Origin of the sequence: Pseudomonas sp. ADAK13, from assembly GCF_012935715.1 — a bacterium.
GTDB lineage: Bacteria > Pseudomonadota > Gammaproteobacteria > Pseudomonadales > Pseudomonadaceae > Aquipseudomonas.
The window spans coordinates 2445857-2462641 of sequence record NZ_CP052860.1 but is presented as its reverse complement, the minus strand read 5'-3'; the positions used below and the strand labels follow the sequence as shown (position 1 = coordinate 2462641).

Here is a 16785-nt window from a genome sequence, read left to right as displayed (position 1 = left end):
CCCAGTGAAATCAGGGCATTAAGCGGGCGAAAGGGCGGTGCTTCGGCGCCGATGGCACTTTTGCACCACGAACTCTATGCCAAAAACGCCGTCTTACCCTTCAGTTTGAGCCTGCCGGTCAGCACCCCTGAGGCCAGCCCCGCCCTTTTCAGATGGAGTTCCCCCCCGCAATGAGCAATGCAGCCCGAGTCGCCCCGACATTTCCCGACAGCATTTTCCGCGCCTATGACATCCGTGGCGTGGTCCCCAAGACCCTGACCGCCGAGACCGCCTACTGGATCGGCCGCGCCATTGGCTCCCAGAGCCTGGCGCAGGGCGAGCCTGACGTTTCCGTGGGCCGTGACGGCCGCCTGTCCGGCCCCGAGCTGGTCGAGCAACTGATTCAGGGCCTGGCCGACAGCGGCTGCCATGTCAGCGACGTGGGCCTGGTGCCGACGCCTGCGCTGTACTACGCGGCCAACGTACTGGCCGGCAAGTCGGGCGTGATGCTCACCGGCAGCCACAACCCGTCGGACTACAACGGTTTCAAGATCGTCATCGCCGGCGATACCCTCGCCAACGAACAGATCCAGGCCCTGCACACGCGCCTGAAGACCAACGACCTGACCAGCGGTGCCGGCACCATCACCAAGGTTGAGATTCTCGATCGTTACTCGGACGAGATCACCCGCGACGTCAAACTCGCCCGCCGCCTGAAAGTGGTGGTCGATTGCGGCAACGGCGCGGCCGGCGTGATCGCCCCGCAGCTGATCGAAGCGCTGAATTGCGAAGTGATCCCGCTGTTTTGCGAGGTCGACGGCAACTTCCCCAACCACCACCCGGACCCGGGCAAGCCTGAAAACCTGGTAGACCTGATCGCCAAGGTCAAGGAAACCGGCGCCGACCTGGGCCTGGCGTTCGACGGCGACGGCGACCGCGTCGGCGTGGTGACCAACACCGGCAATATCGTGTTCCCTGACCGCCTGCTGATGCTGTTTGCCCGCGACGTCGTGGCGCGCAACCCGGGCGCCGAGATCATCTTCGACGTCAAATGCACCCGCCGCCTGACGCCGCTGATCAAGGAATACGGTGGTCGCCCGCTAATGTGGAAGACCGGCCACTCGTTGATCAAAAAGAAAATGAAGGAAACCGGCGCGCTGTTGGCCGGCGAAATGAGCGGCCACGTGTTCTTCAAGGAGCGCTGGTTCGGTTTTGACGACGGTATTTACAGCGCCGCTCGTCTGCTGGAGATCCTCAGCAAGGAAAAATCCACCGCGGAAGACCTGTTTGCAACCTTCCCGGATGATATTTCTACGCCTGAGATCAATATCCATGTGACCGAAGAGAGCAAATTCAGCATCATTGACGCACTGCACGATGCGCAATGGGGCGAAGGCGCCAACCTGACCACCATTGACGGCGTGCGGGTCGATTACGCCAAAGGCTGGGGCCTGGTTCGCGCATCCAACACCACACCGGTGCTGGTGCTGCGTTTCGAGGCGGATTCCGAGGCTGAGTTGCAGCGCATCAAGGACGTGTTCCACGCCCAGTTGAAACGTGTTGCCCCTGATCTCCAATTACCGTTCTGATTTTTTGTACCGGAGCCCTGAATGACCCTCGAACGCGAAGCCGCCGCCAACACCGCCAAGGTCCTTTCCGAAGCGTTGCCTTACATTCGACGCTACGTCGGCAAGACGCTGGTGATCAAGTACGGCGGCAATGCCATGGAAAGCGACGAGCTGAAAACCGGCTTTGCCCGCGACATCGTGTTGATGAAAGCCGTCGGGATAAACCCGGTGGTGGTGCACGGTGGCGGCCCGCAAATCGGTGACCTGCTCAAGCGCCTGTCCATCGAGAGTCACTTCATCGACGGCATGCGCGTAACCGACGCCCAGACCATGGACGTGGTGGAGATGGTCCTCGGCGGCCAGGTGAACAAAGACATCGTCAACCTGATCAACCGCCACGGCGGCAGCGCCATCGGCCTGACCGGCAAGGACGCCGAGCTGATCCGGGCGAAGAAGCTCACCGTAACCCGCAAGACCCCGGAGATGACCCAGCCGGAAATCATCGACATCGGCCAGGTGGGCGAAGTGATCGGCATCAACACCGACCTGCTGAACCTGCTGGTGAAAGGCGATTTCATTCCGGTGATTGCGCCAATCGGCGTCGGTGCCAACGGTGAGTCCTACAACATCAACGCCGACCTGGTGGCCGGCAAGGTGGCCGAGGCGTTGAAGGCCGAGAAGCTGATGCTGCTCACCAACATCGCCGGCTTGATGGACAAGGAAGGCAAGGTATTGACCGGCCTGACGACCCAGCAAGTGGACGACCTGATCGCCGACGGCACCATCTACGGCGGCATGCTGCCGAAGATCCGCTGCGCACTGGAAGCGGTACAAGGCGGCGTCGGCAGTTCGTTGATCCTGGACGGCCGGGTTCCGAATGCGATCCTGCTGGAAATCTTCACCGACACCGGTGTGGGTACCCTGATCAGCAATCGCAAGCGCCCTTAAACGCAGAAAACAAAAGGCCCCGTTCAACCAGATTGAACGGGGCCTTTTTTGTGGGAGCTGGCTTGCCTGCGATGCAAGCACCTCGGTAAATCAGTTGTACCGAGGTGATGCCATCGCGGGCAAGCCCGACTCCTACAGAAACATCAAACGCCGAACTGCTCGCGATAGGCCTTAACCGCCGGCAGATGCTGCTTGAGCTGCGGGTCATCTTCCAGGAACTGCAGCACCTGGTTCAGGGACACGATGCTCACGACAGGAATGCCAAAATCACGTTCCACTTCCTGGATCGCCGACAATTCACCGTTGCCGCGCTCCTGACGGTTCAGCGCGATCAACACGCCGGCTGCCTTGGCGCCGTCCTGGGAAGCGATGATTTGCATCACTTCGCGAATCGCCGTGCCGGCGGTGATGACGTCGTCGATGATCAGCACGTCGCCCTTGAGCGGTGCGCCCACCAGGCTGCCGCCTTCGCCGTGGGCCTTGGCTTCCTTGCGGTTGAAACACCATGGCAGATCCTGCCCGTGATGTTCAGCCAACGCCACGGCAGTCGCGGCGGCCAGGGGAATGCCTTTGTAGGCCGGGCCGAACAGCACGTCGAAGGAAATACCGCTTTCAACGATGGCGGCCGCATAGAAACGACCCAGCTGCGCCAGGGCAGAACCCGAGTTGAAAAGGCCGGCATTGAAGAAGTAAGGGCTGGTGCGCCCGGACTTCAGGGTGAACTCACCGAAGCGCAATACGCCGCGATCGATGGCAAAACGAATGAAATCGCGTTGATACGCCTGCATGAAAAAAGCCTCAGATACCACGGATTTAGCTAATTAGGTAGACGGCGTGTATCATACACGCACGCGATTTTTGGGGCCATTTATGCGGATCATCAGTGTGAACGTCAATGGTATTCAGGCTGCAGTCGAGCGTGGTTTGCTCAGTTGGCTGCAAGCCCAGAATGCCGACGTCATCTGCCTGCAGGACACCCGCGCCTCCGCCTTTGAACTGGACGACCCAGCCTTCCAACTGGATGGCTACTTCCTTTATGCCTGTGATGCCGAAGTTCCCACCCAAGGTGGCGTGGCTTTGTATTCGCGGTTGCAACCCAAGGCGGTCATCAGCGGCCTCGGCTTCGAGACAGCCGACCGCTACGGGCGCTACCTGCAAGCCGATTTCGATAAGGTCAGCATCGCGACCTTGCTGCTTCCATCAGGGCAGAATGGCGATGAAGACTTGAACCAGAAGTTCAAGCTAATGGACGATTTCGCCCGTTATCTGGATAAACAGCGGCGCAAACGTCGCGAGTACATTTACTGTGGCTCGCTGTACGTGGCGCAACAGAAGCTGGATATCAAGAACTGGCGCGACAGCCAGCAATCTCCGGGTTTCCTGGCGCCGGAACGGGCCTGGATGGACGAGATTGTCGGCAACATGGGCTATGTCGATGCCCTGCGGGAAGTCAGCCGCGAAGGCGACCAGTACAGCTGGTGGCCGGATAACGAACAGGCCGAGATGCTCAACCTGGGCTGGCGTTTTGACTACCAGCTGCTGACCCCGGGCCTGCGCCGCTTTGTGCGCAGTGCACGCCTGCCACGCCAGCCGCGCTTCTCGCAGCACGCGCCGCTGATCGTGGACTACGACTGGACACTGACCATCTAAGGTCTTTTTCCAGGCACAAAAAAACCGACATTGCTGTCGGTTTTTTTGTGGGCGGTGGTTATTTGATCAACCGCAACGTCCACGGATAACGATAAGCCACGCCTTTGTTGGCCTTGATGCCCGCAATGATCGTCATCACCACCGCGCCGATCACCAGGACGGTCATCAACACGAAGCCGATCACGATGAAGCCCAGCAGGAAGCAGATCGCCCAGGCAATGCCCACGGTGATCTGGAAGTTCAGCGCTTCCTTGCCCTGGTCATCGATGAACGGGTCCGCGTCCTTCTTCACCTGCCACAGGATCAAAGGCCCCAGCAGGCTGCCGAACGGGAACATCAACCCGAAGAACGCCGCGAAGTGACAGAGCATCGCCCACTGGCGAACTTCCTTGGACGGTGTCGGCAGTGGAAGTTGACTGTCACTCATGGCGTAGCTCCTTGGGGTTGAATCAGTCGGCCAATGCGGCGTTCTGCAGTTCGAAGATCTCGGTCATGCCTTTCTGGGCCAGTGCCAGCATGGCATTCAGGTCCGCCGGCTGGAATGGCGCGCCTTCGGCGGTGCCCTGCACTTCGATGAAACCACCGGTGCTGGTCATCACCACGTTCAGGTCGGTCTCGGCAGCCGAATCTTCAAGATAGTCCAGATCCAGCACAGGCTCGCCCTGATACATGCCAACCGACACCGCAGCGATCATCTGCTTGAGCGGATCGCCACCTTTCAGGCCGCCACGTTTCTTGATGACCTTGAGCGCATCGACCAAGGCAACCATGGCGCCGGTGATGGACGCGGTGCGGGTGCCGCCGTCGGCCTGGATCACGTCGCAGTCGACGTACAGGGTCACGTCGCCCAGCTTGGACATGTCCAGCGCAGCGCGCAGGGAACGGCCGATCAGGCGCTGGATTTCGAGGGTGCGGCCGCCTTGCTTGCCACGGCTGGCTTCACGCTGGTTACGCTCGCCGGTGGCCCGCGGCAGCATGCCGTACTCGGCGGTCAACCAACCCTGGCCCTGGCCTTTAAGGAAACGCGGCACGCCATTTTCGACGCTGACGGTGCAGATAACCTTGGTATCGCCAAACTCGACCAGTACAGATCCCTCGGCGTGTTTGGTGTAGTTGCGGGTGATGCGGATCGAGCGGAGCTGATCGGCAGCGCGACCACTTGGACGTTTCATAGGGGATACCTGTACGGAGGACGAAAAACTGCCGAGCATTATAGAGCCGCCAGCCCTGATCGGCACGGCTAAAAAATCCTGTTACAAACCGGGGCAGCGAAGCCACTGTTTGGGGCCACCCTTCCCGTTGAGCTACAATCCTGCGCCTTCGCAGCCTGTCGGCTTCAATCTACCCATCAGCCCGCCCGTTTGCGGGACTGCATCGCGAGGTACCTCCATGGTGCACAGCATGACCGCCTTCGCCCGCGTCGAAAAAGCAGGCGTCCAAGGCACCCTGAGCTGGGAATTGCGCTCGGTCAACAGCCGCTACCTGGAGCCGCACCTGCGCCTGCCGGAGTCGTTTCGCGACCTTGAAGGCGCGGTCCGTGAAGCGCTGCGCCAGGGCATCTCCCGCGGCAAGCTGGAATGCACCCTGCGTTTTACCGAGGAAACCACCGGCAAGCCGCTGCAGGTCGATCGCGAGCGCGCCGCTCAACTGGTCGCCGCCGCCGAAACCATCGCCGGCCTGATCAAGCAGCCTGCCGCCATCAACCCCCTGGAAGTGCTGGCCTGGCCCGGCGTGCTGGTGGCCGACGCCACCGACCCGCAAGCCCTGAATGCCGAAGCCCTGGCGCTGTTCAACCAGGGCCTGAAGGAACTCAAGGCCGGCCGTGAGCGCGAAGGCGCCGAACTGGCCCGCCTGATCAGCGACCGCCTGACGTCCATCGAAGAAGACGTGGTGACCCTGCGCGAACTGGTGCCGCAGATGCTTGCCACCCAGCGCCAGAAGGTCCTGGACCGCTTCACCGACATGCAGGCCGATCTGGATCCGGTGCGCCTTGAGCAAGAGATGGTCCTGCTGGCCCAAAAGAGCGACGTCGCCGAAGAACTCGACCGCCTGAGCACCCACATCCTGGAAGTGCGCCGCGTGCTCAAATCAGCCGGTGCCGCTGGTCGGCGCCTGGACTTCCTGATGCAGGAACTCAACCGCGAAGCCAATACACTGGGCTCCAAAGCCTTTGATCCGCGCAGCACACAGGCTGCGGTCAACCTCAAAGTGTTGATCGAGCAAATGCGCGAACAAGTACAGAATATCGAGTAAGGCACCCTGACATGACCCACAGCACCGGCACCCTCTACATCATTTCCGCCCCATCGGGCGCGGGCAAAAGCAGCCTGGTCAAAGCCCTGACCGATGCTGACGAGCAGATCCGCATCTCGGTGTCGCACACCACTCGCGCCATGCGCCCGGGTGAAGTGAACGGCGTGCACTACCATTTCGTCGAGCGCACCGAGTTCGTGAAGATGATCGAGCACGGTGATTTCCTCGAGCGCGCCGAAGTGTTCGGCAACCTCTACGGCACCTCCCAAAGCCATCTGCAGCAGACCCTGGACGAAGGCCACGACCTGATCCTGGAAATCGACTGGCAGGGCGCCGAGCAAGTGCGCCAACTGATGCCCAAAGCCCGCTCGATCTTCATCCTGCCGCCGTCGCTGGAAGCGTTGCACCAGCGCCTGACCAACCGTGGCCAGGACAGCGACGAGATCATCGAAGGCCGCATGCGCGAGGCCGTCAGTGAAATGAGCCACTACGTCGACTACGACTACCTGATCATCAACGACGATTTCGCCCACGCCCTGGACGATTTGAAGGCGATTTTCCGCACCAACCAGCTCCAGCAAAAGCGTCAGCAGCAGCGTTTCGGTAAATTATTGGCCGAACTGCTCGGCTGATTGGCTCTTCCCAAAACCGCTGCAAGGGCTTTACATTGGCACTTGTAGCGCGTTTGCGATGGCCTGCGAAAAATCAGCGCTTCCCTAAACGCTGGTGATTTTTTAAACTGTTCAGTCCGCTCGCCCAACCGGGCAGCGCGCATATTGCATTCGCTCCGAGGAATACCATGGCCCGCGTAACCGTTGAAGACTGCCTAGAACACGTGGATAACCGCTTTGAGCTGGTCATGCTCTCTACCAAGCGTGCCCGTCAACTGGCCACTGGCGGCAAAGAGCCCCTGGTCCAGTGGGAAAACGACAAGCCTACCGTTGTAGCCCTGCGTGAAATCGCTGAAGGCCTGATGAGCTACGAGTTCATCGCCAACGCCGAAATCGTTGAAGACGAACCGCTGTTTGCAGCGTTCGAGGACGAGTCCAACGAGGCCGTCTAAGCCTATGCCTGGTCGACGTAGCACGGCGCGGGGTCACAGCCAACGGCAGGAGTTAATACTTTGCCGAGCATAGACGCCCTCGCCGATCGCTTATCGACCTACCTCGGCCCAGACCAGGTCAACCTGGTCCGCCGAGCGTATTTCTACGCCGAACAAGCCCACGACGGCCAACGCCGCCGCAGTGGCGAGGCGTATGTCACCCATCCTCTTGCGGTGGCAAATATTCTTGCCGACATGCACATGGACCATCAGAGCCTGATGGCTGCGATGCTGCATGACGTGATCGAAGACACCGGCATCGCCAAGGAAGCGCTCAGTGCGCAATTTGGCGAAACCGTGGCCGAACTGGTCGACGGGGTCAGCAAACTGACCCAGATGAACTTCGAGACCAAGGCCGAAGCCCAGGCGGAAAACTTCCAGAAGATGGCCATGGCCATGGCCCGGGACATCCGGGTGATCCTGGTCAAGCTGGCCGACCGGCTGCACAACATGCGCACGCTGGAAGTGCTGTCCGGCGAAAAACGCCGGCGCATCGCCAAGGAAACCCTGGAAATCTACGCGCCCATCGCCAACCGGCTGGGCATGCACGCCATTCGTATCGAGTTCGAAGACCTCGGCTTCAAAGCCATGCACCCGATGCGTTCCGCACGCATCTACCAGGCGGTCAAACGCGCCCGGGGCAATCGCAAGGAAATCGTCAACAAAATCGAAGAGTCCCTGAGCCATTGCCTGGCGATCGATGAGATCGAGGGCGAAGTCAGCGGCCGGCAGAAACACATCTACGGCATCTACAAGAAGATGCGCGGCAAGCGTCGGGCCTTCAACGAAATCATGGACGTGTATGCGTTCCGGATCATCGTCGACAAGGTCGATACCTGCTACCGCGTGCTGGGCGCTGTACATAATTTGTACAAACCCCTGCCGGGACGCTTCAAGGACTACATCGCGATTCCCAAGGCCAACGGCTATCAGTCGCTGCATACCACGCTGTTTGGCATGCACGGGGTGCCGATCGAGATCCAGATCCGCACCCGCGAAATGGAAGAGATGGCCAACAACGGTATCGCCGCCCATTGGCTGTACAAGTCCACCGGCGACGAGCAGCCCAAAGGCACCCATGCCCGCGCCCGCCAGTGGGTCAAGGGCGTGCTGGAAATGCAGCAACGTGCCGGCAACTCCCTCGAATTTATCGAAAGTGTGAAGATCGACCTGTTCCCGGACGAGGTCTACGTATTCACGCCCAAAGGCCGGATCATGGAGCTGCCCAAAGGCTCCACGGCGGTCGACTTTGCCTACGCGGTGCACACCGACGTGGGCAACAGCTGCATAGCCTGTCGGATCAATCGTCGACTGGCCCCGCTGTCGGAACCGCTGCAAAGCGGTTCCACGGTGGAGATCGTCAGCGCACCGGGCGCACGCCCGAACCCGGCCTGGCTCAACTTTGTGGTCACCGGCAAGGCCCGCACCCACATCCGTCACGCCCTGAAACTGCAGCGCCGCTCCGAGTCCATCAGCCTGGGCGAACGCCTGCTGAACAAGGTGCTCAACGGCTTCGACAGCTCCCTGGACAAGATTCCGGCCGAGCGCGTGCAGGCGATGCTCCACGAGTACCGCCAGGAACTGATCGAAGACTTGCTGGAAGACATCGGCCTGGGCAACCGCATGGCCTATGTGGTCGCCCGCCGCCTGCTGGGCGAAGGCGAACAATTGCCAAGCCCCGAAGGCCCGCTGGCGATTCGCGGCACCGAAGGTTTGGTGCTCAGCTACGCCAAGTGCTGCACGCCGATCCCCGGCGACCCGATTGTCGGCCACCTGTCTGCGGGCAAAGGCATGGTGGTGCACCTGGACAACTGCCGCAATATCAGTGAAATCCGCCACAACCCCGAGAAATGCATCCAGCTTTCGTGGGCCAAGGATGTCACCGGCGAATTCAACGTCGAGCTGCGGGTCGAACTGGAACACCAGCGCGGCCTGATCGCCCTGCTGGCCAGCAGCGTCAATGCGGCCGACGGCAATATCGAGAAAATCAGCATGGACGAACGCGATGGCCGCATCAGCGTGGTCCAACTGGTGGTCAGCGTGCACGACCGCGTGCACCTGGCCCGCGTGATCAAGAAACTGCGCGCCCTGACCGGGGTCATCCGCATCACCCGCATGCGCGCCTAGCCCATCCATTACAAGGAGTCATTCATGACCAAGACTGTTATCACCAGCGACAAGGCACCAGCAGCAATCGGTACTTATTCCCAGGCGATCAAGGCGGGCAATACCGTCTACATGTCCGGCCAGATTCCACTGGACCCAAAAACCATGGAGCTGGTTGAAGGCTTTGAAGCCCAAACCATCCAGGTCTTCGAAAACCTGAAGTCGGTGGCCGAAGCCGCAGGCGGTTCGTTCAAGGACATCGTCAAACTGAACATCTTCCTCACCGACCTGAGCCACTTCGCCAAGGTCAACGAGATCATGGGCAAGTACTTCGAACAACCGTACCCAGCCCGCGCCGCCATCGGCGTTGCCGCCCTGCCAAAGGGCGCGCAGGTTGAGATGGACGCCATTCTGGTCATCGAGTAAAACATCCGGCGCAGCGCTTCCTCGGGAAGGCTGCGCCGAATTGGTTCTTGGAAGGATTTCGTAATGCGCAAAGCGCTCGTTGCCTCTTCGTTGCTCGCCCTGCTGCTCGGCGGCTGCGCCAGCAATCCCGCCGACCTGGATGTGAGCGGCACCTGGATCAACCAGGCCGCCATCGATGCGGCAGCCAAGGGCGGCCCTTTGCGTGAAGCCCTGCAGAGCTATGGTCCGAACCTCGAATGGGAGGTGAACACCAAAGCATCCCAGGCCCGCTACTACAACGGTTTTGAAGTAGCTGAAGGCAAGTTGCTGGGTGAAAAATCCGGCGCCTGGAGCGTCGATTTCTACGGCGGCTCCGCCACCGAACTCAAGCGTAAAGGCAAACAACTGCTGCAAGGGGCCAATGATAACGAGCCCGAGCAACTGTTCGCCCGTGCCAAGGACCCTGCCCCCGAAGGCGCGCCGCTGGGCGCCAACTTCGAGCGTACCCTGTACGCCGCCTATATGGGCGGCACCTGGAGGATCAGCAGCGGCAATGGCGAAGGCGCGACGGTGCAGTTCCAGCCCAATGGCCAGGTAACCGGCCTGCCGGGTGCCGATCAGTACTCGCTGTGCCTGGCAGGTGATTGCGCCTCCATGAGCGGCGGCTACGACAGCATCTGGCTGCAACTGAACGGCCAGGGCAACCCGTGGATCTTTGCGCGCAAGGGCAAGCAACTGGAAATCTTCCAGGCGATCAATACCGCCCAGGCCGACGAGGTGCCCTCGTTTACCCCGGGACCGCGGCAGTGGTTGCTGGAAAAACAGTGATACAGAACAGTGATACAGAACAAAGGAGCCCACGGGCTCCTTTTTCTTTAGTCTGCTGCCTCGCTTTCCACCTTATGCAGACTGCCCCCATGCGCACATTACTTGTCCTTAGCCTGATCCTGCTGGGCGGCTGCACTCACCCGCCGCAAACGCCCGACATCAGCGGGCTGTGGATCAACCAGGCAGCCATCGACTCAGCCGCCCAAGGCAGGCCCTTGCTGCGAGCCCTTGATGCTCACGGCATGAACCTGGAATGGAACATCGACACCCGCAACGGCAAGGCACAAGTCAGCAATGCGTTCGAGCTGGGCGAAGGTCAGTTGCTGCCGAAGGCGCCGGGCGCATGGACCGTCGACTACAACGGCCATGGCGCCGACGAGCTTCGATCGGATGGCAAGCAGTTGATCCAGCTCCCCACAGAACGTTACGCCGGGCAAGTGTTTATACGCCCTGACCCGCCGGCTCCCGCGGGAGCGAAGTGGGGCACAACCTTCCGGCAGGCGCTGAACTCGGCCTATATGGGCGGCCAATGGAAAATCATTGAAGGCCAAGGCATCGGCAACATCGTAATGTTCACGGCGGATGGCACCGTGTCAGGCCTGGCGCAAAACGACCGGTACGAGCTGTGCCTGGGCGGCGATTGCGCCACCCAGGGCGCTGGCAATGACACCCTCTACCTGGGCAAGGGCGATGTCGGCGACGGCTGGATTTTCTCCCGCTACGGCAAACGACTCGAGATTCTCAAGGCGATCAACCTGTCCCGGCCCGACGAAATCCCCCAGCTCACTCCAGGCCCACGCCAGTGGCTGCTGGAAAAACAGTAACGCCATCAACCCTCGAGAATGGCCGCATACCCTTCGCGATAACTTGGATAACGTGGCACCCAACCCAGCGCCTTGGCCCGGGCATTACTGCACTGCTTGCTGCCCGCCCGGCGTACGCTGGCGTTCTCGGCCCATTCGGTCACGCCAAGGTACTCGCGCAACCAGCCCACCACGTCGGCCAGCGGTGCCGGAGCGTCATCGACGCCGATGTAGCATTTATCCAGCACACCGCCCTGCTCCACGTGCTGCAGCAAAAACGCCAGCAAACCCGCAGCGTCATCCGCGTGAATGCGGTTGCCATATAAAGGTGGGTCAATCGCCACGCGATAGCCCTGGCGCACCTGGCTCAGCAGCCACTCGCGGCCGGGGCCATAGATGCCGGTCAGGCGCACGACGCTCGCGGGAATGCCGCTGTTCAATGCCACTTGCTCGGCTTCCAGCATGACTTGTCCGGAATAACCGCCCGCCTGGGTCTCGGAGTTTTCGTCGACCCACTCACCGTTCTGCTGCCCGTACACACTGCTGCTGGATACAAACAGCAAATGCCTGGGCGCCTGGCCGTAGTCGTTCAGCCACTCCAGCACATGCTGCAACCCTTGCACGTACGCTGCGCGATAGCCGGCTTCGTCGTGATCGGTGGCCGCCGCGCAATACACCAGGTAATCCACCCCGCCCACCGGCCAGGTATCGGGGCAGTTTTCATTGAACAGGTCGCCGGCAATCCCGATAACACCCTTGGGAAGGCGCGAGATATCCCGGCGCAGACCATGAACGTCCCAGCCCTGGGCCAGCAATTGGGTGGCCAGACGGCTACCGACATCGCCGCAACCGGCAATCACCACAGAAGGCGCAGACATCACAAAACTCCGTTCTTAAAGGTCAAGATTAGCCCCCGCACATGACCAGCGGCCAGCAAAACGACAAATAAAGTAACTGTATTACTTCTGTTAACAAGAATTACTTGCAATAATAACCGCCCATTTGTCCTCGACCCGTTACGGTCTGGAAGGACGATCACTCATTTTTTTCTCTCAGGTCCGGCCAGCATGACACGCAATACATCCCCCGCTTCGCCAACCAAGCCTCACAGCCCATCCCGCGCCTGGCGTGCGATTGCTGCAGTGCTGTTCAGCGTTCTGCTGGCACCGACCGCCGCGTTCGCCGATAACACCGCCCCGGCTACACAGCCTGCTGCGACCGCTCCAGCCCACGAGCAAAACGCTGCGGCGCCTGCTGCTGCACCGGCTGCCACCGACCCAGCCCTGGCCGCCGAAGGCGCTCCGGCTGACGAGTCCGGCGTGGTGCTGGAAGAAGACAACAGCCTGGGCATGGCCCACGACCTGTCGCCCTGGGGCATGTACCAGAACGCTGACATCATCGTGAAGATCGTGATGATCGGCCTGGCCATCGCCTCGATCATCACCTGGACCATCTGGATCGCCAAGGGCTTCGAGCTGCTGGGTGCCAAGCGTCGCCTGCGCACTGAAATCGTCCACCTGAAAAAAGCCACCACCCTGAAAGAAGCCAGCGAAAGCGCGGCGAAGAAGGGCACCCTGGCGAACCTGCTGGTCCACGACGCCCTTGAAGAAATGCGCCTGTCGGCCAACAGCCGTGAAAAAGAAGGCATCAAGGAACGTGTCAGCTTCCGTCTGGAGCGCCTGGTTGCAGCCTGCGGTCGCAACATGAGCAACGGCACCGGCGTGCTGGCGACCATTGGTTCCACCGCGCCCTTCGTCGGCCTGTTCGGTACCGTATGGGGCATCATGAACAGCTTCATCGGCATCGCCAAAACCCAGACCACCAACCTCGCCGTCGTGGCGCCCGGCATTGCCGAAGCCCTGCTGGCGACCGCACTGGGCCTGGTTGCCGCGATTCCTGCGGTGGTCATCTACAACGTCTTCGCCCGTTCGATCGCCGGCTACAAGGCTCAGGTGTCGGACGCTTCGGCAGAAGTCCTGTTGCTGGTCAGCCGTGACCTCGATCACCTGCCTTCCGAGCGCAGCTCGCAACCGCATATGGTGAAAGTGGGGTAATCGGCCATGGGCCTGCATTTGAATCAAGGCGACGACGAGCTCGTCGAGAACCACGAAATCAACGTCACGCCGTTTATCGACGTGATGCTGGTGCTGCTGATCATCTTCATGGTGGCTGCACCCCTGGCCACTGTAGACATCAAGGTCGACCTGCCCGCTTCCAGCGCGAAACCGGCACCACGGCCAGAGAAACCGATATTCCTCAGCGTCAAGGCGGACCAGCGTCTGTTCCTGGGCGAAGAAGAAGTCAAATCCGACACCCTGGGCGCGGTGCTCGACGCCAAGACCCAGGGCAAGAAAGACACGACGATCTTCTTCCAGGCCGACAAGGGCGTGGACTACGGCGACCTGATGAGCGTGATGGATGCCCTGCGGGCAGCCGGCTACCTCAAGGTAGGCCTGGTCGGACTTGAGACGGCAGCCAAGAAATGATCACGACGCGCCACAAACTGACGCGTTATGGCACCAGCCTCGCCGTCGTGCTGGGCGTCCACGCCGTCGCGATCATCATCGCGCTCCAGTGGTCGGCGCCACACATGGTCCAACTGCCACCGGCCGCCATGGTCATCGACCTGGCACCGATGCCGGCGCCGCCACCTCCGGCCCCGCCGAAGGTGATCACGCCGCCACAGCCGCCAGCGCCGGTGGAAGAGTTGCCATTGCCGAAGCTGGCTGAGGCACCCAAGCCGACGATCCAGGTGCCAAAGCCGGTCAAGCCCAAGCCAAAACCACAGCCGCCCAAGCCTGTAGAGAAGAAGCCCGATCCGCCCAAGGAAAAACCTTCCGAAGAGCCGCCGAGCGAAACTCCGCAGAACAACGCGCCTACGGAGAAATCCGCCCAGCCACAGCCGGGCCCTTCACCGCAGCAGATCGCGGCCAAGGCCACCTGGGAAAGTACCCTGCTGGGCCACCTGCAGAAGTACAAGAAGTACCCGCCAGGCGCCCAGGCCCGTGGCAAGGAAGGCCTGAACCGCTTGCGTTTCGTGGTGGATGCCGATGGCAACGTGCTGTCCTATGAGTTGGTGGGCCGCTCCGGCAACGCCGACCTGGACCGCGCCACCCTCGACATGATCCGTCGTGCCCAGCCGCTGCCCAAGCCGCCGGCCGACATGTTGAAAGGCGGCAGCATCGAGATCGTTGCGCCGTTCGTTTACAACATCGAAAAACGTCGTCGGTAACCCTCACCGTGGGCACTCTCGGGTGCCCACGGCTGCTGCTCCCTCCCTCGCGCATTGTCGCAACCTGAACCAGGGTTGAACGGGTCGCCATCTAACTCGATCTTCACTTGTAACACTTAAAGACAAAGCCAATCATCCGCGAATCGTTCTCATTAGCGGACATTCGGCATGCCCACTCCTGCCCGGCTGGCTCTCGTCCTGCTGGCTTTTCCCGTCGTTGCACAGGCGGATCAGCTGGTCACCCTGGTCATTCAAAACCACACCTTCAGCCCCTCAAGTTTCGAGGTGCCGGCCGGTGAGCGCTTTCGTATTCAACTCACCAGCCACGACGAAAGCGTCGATGAGTTCGAAAGCTATGACATGAAATTCGAAAAAATCATCGTCCCCGGCAACACCGTCACGGTGTTTGCGGGCCCGCTGCATCCCGGCACCTACACCTTCTTCGATGACTACCACCCGGACCAGGCCAAAGGCACGGTCACTGCCGTCGCGGCCAAGGAGTAAGCCATGCTGGCCTGTCTGTTGATCGTGTTTCGAGAAGTGCTGGAAGCCGGGATTGTGGTCGGCATCGTGATGGCCGCCACCCAGGGCCTGGCACGGCGCGGGCTGTTTATCGGCGGCGGGATCGCAGCCGGCGTACTGGGTGCCGGAATCCTCGCGCTCTTTACCGGCGCAATCACCCAGGCACTCCAGGGCTTTGGCCAGGAGATTTTCAACGCGGCCATTCTGGTGGTCGCCGTGGTCATGCTGGGCTGGCACAACCTGTGGATGGCCAGCCACGGACGCGAACTGGCCACCCAACTGCGCAGCGCCGGCAATGCGGTACTCAGCGGCGAAAAATCACTCTGGGCGCTGGCCGTGGTGATCACCGTGGCGGTGCTGCGCGAAGGCTCGGAAATCGTGCTGTTCCTCTATGGCATCGCCGCGTCGAGCCAGGCAGACCCACTGTCGATGCTGGCGGGTGGCGTGCTCGGCATCGCCGCCGGCGCCGCGCTGTCCTGGCTGATGTACCGCGGCCTGGTCGCCATCAGCCTCAAGCGCCTGTTTTCGATCACCGGCTGGATGATCGCCTTGCTCGCCGCCGGCATGGCGGGCCGGGCGGCCGCGATCCTCGCCGGTATCGACCTGATCCCCGCCTGGGGCTACCAACTCTGGGACACCTCCTGGCTGGTCTCCGACGCCAGCCTCACCGGCCGCGCCCTGACCGCGCTGGTGGGCTACACCGACCGGCCGCTGGGCGTCCAACTGGCCGCCTGGTCCGTCACCCTTGCGCTCCTGGTGCTGGGTAACCGCTTGCTGCATTCACGCCCGACGCAATCACGTTAACTGTCCCAAGGAGCCCCACCATGAAACACCTGCGCAAACCCTTGGCCACCGCACTGGTACTTGTCAGCGCCCTGGCCGCTTCCACCCTGACCCAAGCCCGCGAGTACCCGATTGGCGGGCCCGTCCAGGTCAACGACATGGAAATCGCCTCCTCCTACCTGGTGGGCATCGAAATGGCCCCCATGCCACCGGGCATGGTGATGAGCAAGGATTCGGTGCACCTCGAGACGGATGTGCATGCCACCGCCGACAACAAGTACGGCCTGTCCAATGGCGAGTGGGTGCCCTACCTGACCATCACCTACTCCCTGGTCAAGCAAGGTTCGCCCGACTACAAGGAAATCGGCACGCTGCTGCCGATGGTGGCCAAAGACGGCGCCCACTACGCCAACAACGTGAAAATGGACGGCCCCGGCACCTACACCGTGGTACTGCGCTATGAAAGCCCGCAAATCAAAGGCTTCTTTCACCATGTGGACAAGGAAACCGGCGTACCGGAATGGTGGGGCCCCTTCACCAAGACCTTCACCTTCAAATACCCGCAAAGCTGAAAGCATGAACGCGACACCTGATTACCAGGTGTCG

The 16785-nt window shown here is 61.1% G+C and carries 19 protein-coding genes and 1 pseudogene; 16 read left to right on the top strand and 4 right to left on the bottom strand.

The window, feature by feature from the left end; genetic code table 11:
- Nucleotides 1-152 precede the first annotated feature (152 nt).
- Together HKK54_RS11385 and argB are read left to right on the top strand one after the other, a co-directional pair.
- Nucleotides 153-1568 (top strand): annotated as a pseudogene (locus HKK54_RS11385) (phosphomannomutase/phosphoglucomutase); the annotation flags it as partial.
- Between the two features lie 21 nt (nucleotides 1569-1589).
- Nucleotides 1590-2495 carry an acetylglutamate kinase gene (gene argB / locus HKK54_RS11380; protein ID WP_003213275.1) on the top strand — a complete coding sequence of 302 codons (906 nt, stop codon included), beginning with the start codon at nucleotides 1590-1592 and terminating at the stop codon, nucleotides 2493-2495.
- Nucleotides 2496-2638: 143 nt separating this feature from the next.
- On the opposite strand, the gene pyrE is transcribed toward argB, so the two are convergent.
- Nucleotides 2639-3283: an orotate phosphoribosyltransferase gene (gene pyrE, locus HKK54_RS11375; RefSeq protein ID WP_010168197.1), complete on the bottom strand. Its 645-nt coding sequence runs from the start codon at nucleotides 3281-3283 to the stop codon at nucleotides 2639-2641.
- Nucleotides 3284-3365: 82 nt separating this feature from the next.
- Here pyrE and HKK54_RS11370 point away from each other — a divergent pair, with 82 nt between their 5' ends.
- Nucleotides 3366-4145 (top strand): exodeoxyribonuclease III, encoded by a 780-nt coding sequence (locus tag HKK54_RS11370; protein WP_003195493.1) that lies wholly within the window; start codon nucleotides 3366-3368, stop codon nucleotides 4143-4145.
- 58 nt (nucleotides 4146-4203) lie between these two features.
- On the opposite strand, the gene HKK54_RS11365 is transcribed toward HKK54_RS11370, so the two are convergent.
- Nucleotides 4204-4572, bottom strand: coding sequence for a DUF4870 domain-containing protein (locus tag HKK54_RS11365; protein ID WP_169386833.1), 369 nt, complete (start codon nucleotides 4570-4572; stop codon nucleotides 4204-4206).
- Nucleotides 4573-4594: 22 nt separating this feature from the next.
- On the bottom strand, nucleotides 4595-5317 hold the full coding sequence (gene rph, locus HKK54_RS11360; protein WP_003213280.1) for a ribonuclease PH: 723 nt from the start codon (nucleotides 5315-5317) through the stop codon (nucleotides 4595-4597).
- A gap of 217 nt (nucleotides 5318-5534) precedes the next feature.
- On the opposite strand from rph, the gene HKK54_RS11355 reads away from it, so the two are divergent.
- From HKK54_RS11355 to HKK54_RS11325, 7 genes are all read left to right on the top strand, one after another.
- Nucleotides 5535-6398: a YicC/YloC family endoribonuclease gene (locus HKK54_RS11355; RefSeq protein WP_169386832.1), complete on the top strand. Its 864-nt coding sequence runs from the start codon at nucleotides 5535-5537 to the stop codon at nucleotides 6396-6398.
- 11 nt (nucleotides 6399-6409) lie between these two features.
- Nucleotides 6410-7030: a guanylate kinase gene (gene gmk / locus HKK54_RS11350; protein ID WP_010168203.1), complete on the top strand. Its 621-nt coding sequence runs from the start codon at nucleotides 6410-6412 to the stop codon at nucleotides 7028-7030.
- A gap of 167 nt (nucleotides 7031-7197) precedes the next feature.
- Nucleotides 7198-7461, top strand: coding sequence for a DNA-directed RNA polymerase subunit omega (gene rpoZ, locus HKK54_RS11345; protein WP_003176920.1), 264 nt, complete (start codon nucleotides 7198-7200; stop codon nucleotides 7459-7461).
- 60 nt (nucleotides 7462-7521) lie between these two features.
- On the top strand, nucleotides 7522-9627 hold the full coding sequence (gene spoT, locus HKK54_RS11340; protein WP_008439435.1) for a bifunctional GTP diphosphokinase/guanosine-3',5'-bis pyrophosphate 3'-pyrophosphohydrolase: 2106 nt from the start codon (nucleotides 7522-7524) through the stop codon (nucleotides 9625-9627).
- Nucleotides 9628-9651: 24 nt separating this feature from the next.
- Complete coding sequence (locus HKK54_RS11335) at nucleotides 9652-10032, top strand: RidA family protein (RefSeq protein WP_003213288.1); 381 nt, start codon at nucleotides 9652-9654, stop codon at nucleotides 10030-10032.
- Nucleotides 10033-10095: 63 nt separating this feature from the next.
- Complete coding sequence (locus HKK54_RS11330; protein WP_169386831.1) at nucleotides 10096-10839, top strand: hypothetical protein; 744 nt, start codon at nucleotides 10096-10098, stop codon at nucleotides 10837-10839.
- Nucleotides 10840-10928: 89 nt separating this feature from the next.
- Nucleotides 10929-11663, top strand: a complete 735-nt coding sequence (locus tag HKK54_RS11325) for a hypothetical protein (protein ID WP_169386830.1) — start codon at nucleotides 10929-10931, stop codon at nucleotides 11661-11663.
- A gap of 5 nt (nucleotides 11664-11668) precedes the next feature.
- Here the strand turns inward: HKK54_RS11325 and HKK54_RS11320 are convergent, their stop codons facing one another.
- On the bottom strand, nucleotides 11669-12520 hold the full coding sequence (locus HKK54_RS11320; RefSeq protein WP_169386829.1) for an SDR family oxidoreductase: 852 nt from the start codon (nucleotides 12518-12520) through the stop codon (nucleotides 11669-11671).
- Between the two features lie 189 nt (nucleotides 12521-12709).
- Here HKK54_RS11320 and exbB point away from each other — a divergent pair, with 189 nt between their 5' ends.
- The 6 genes from exbB (at nucleotide 12710) to HKK54_RS11290 (ending at nucleotide 16751) form a co-directional block, all read left to right on the top strand.
- Nucleotides 12710-13696: a tonB-system energizer ExbB gene (gene exbB, locus HKK54_RS11315; RefSeq protein WP_169386828.1), complete on the top strand. Its 987-nt coding sequence runs from the start codon at nucleotides 12710-12712 to the stop codon at nucleotides 13694-13696.
- A 6-nt stretch (nucleotides 13697-13702) separates the two neighbouring features.
- Complete coding sequence (gene exbD / locus HKK54_RS11310) at nucleotides 13703-14128, top strand: TonB system transport protein ExbD (protein WP_003213296.1); 426 nt, start codon at nucleotides 13703-13705, stop codon at nucleotides 14126-14128.
- Nucleotides 14125-14874: a TonB family protein gene (locus tag HKK54_RS11305; protein ID WP_003213297.1), complete on the top strand. Its 750-nt coding sequence runs from the start codon at nucleotides 14125-14127 to the stop codon at nucleotides 14872-14874. The genes exbD and HKK54_RS11305 overlap by 4 nt, the downstream gene beginning before the upstream one ends.
- Before the next feature lie 168 nt (nucleotides 14875-15042).
- Nucleotides 15043-15378: a cupredoxin domain-containing protein gene (locus tag HKK54_RS11300; protein ID WP_010168217.1), complete on the top strand. Its 336-nt coding sequence runs from the start codon at nucleotides 15043-15045 to the stop codon at nucleotides 15376-15378.
- A 3-nt stretch (nucleotides 15379-15381) separates the two neighbouring features.
- Complete coding sequence (locus HKK54_RS11295) at nucleotides 15382-16200, top strand: FTR1 family iron permease (RefSeq protein ID WP_169386827.1); 819 nt, start codon at nucleotides 15382-15384, stop codon at nucleotides 16198-16200.
- A gap of 20 nt (nucleotides 16201-16220) precedes the next feature.
- Complete coding sequence (locus tag HKK54_RS11290; protein ID WP_169386826.1) at nucleotides 16221-16751, top strand: iron transporter; 531 nt, start codon at nucleotides 16221-16223, stop codon at nucleotides 16749-16751.
- The last annotated feature ends 34 nt before the right edge of the window (nucleotides 16752-16785 follow it).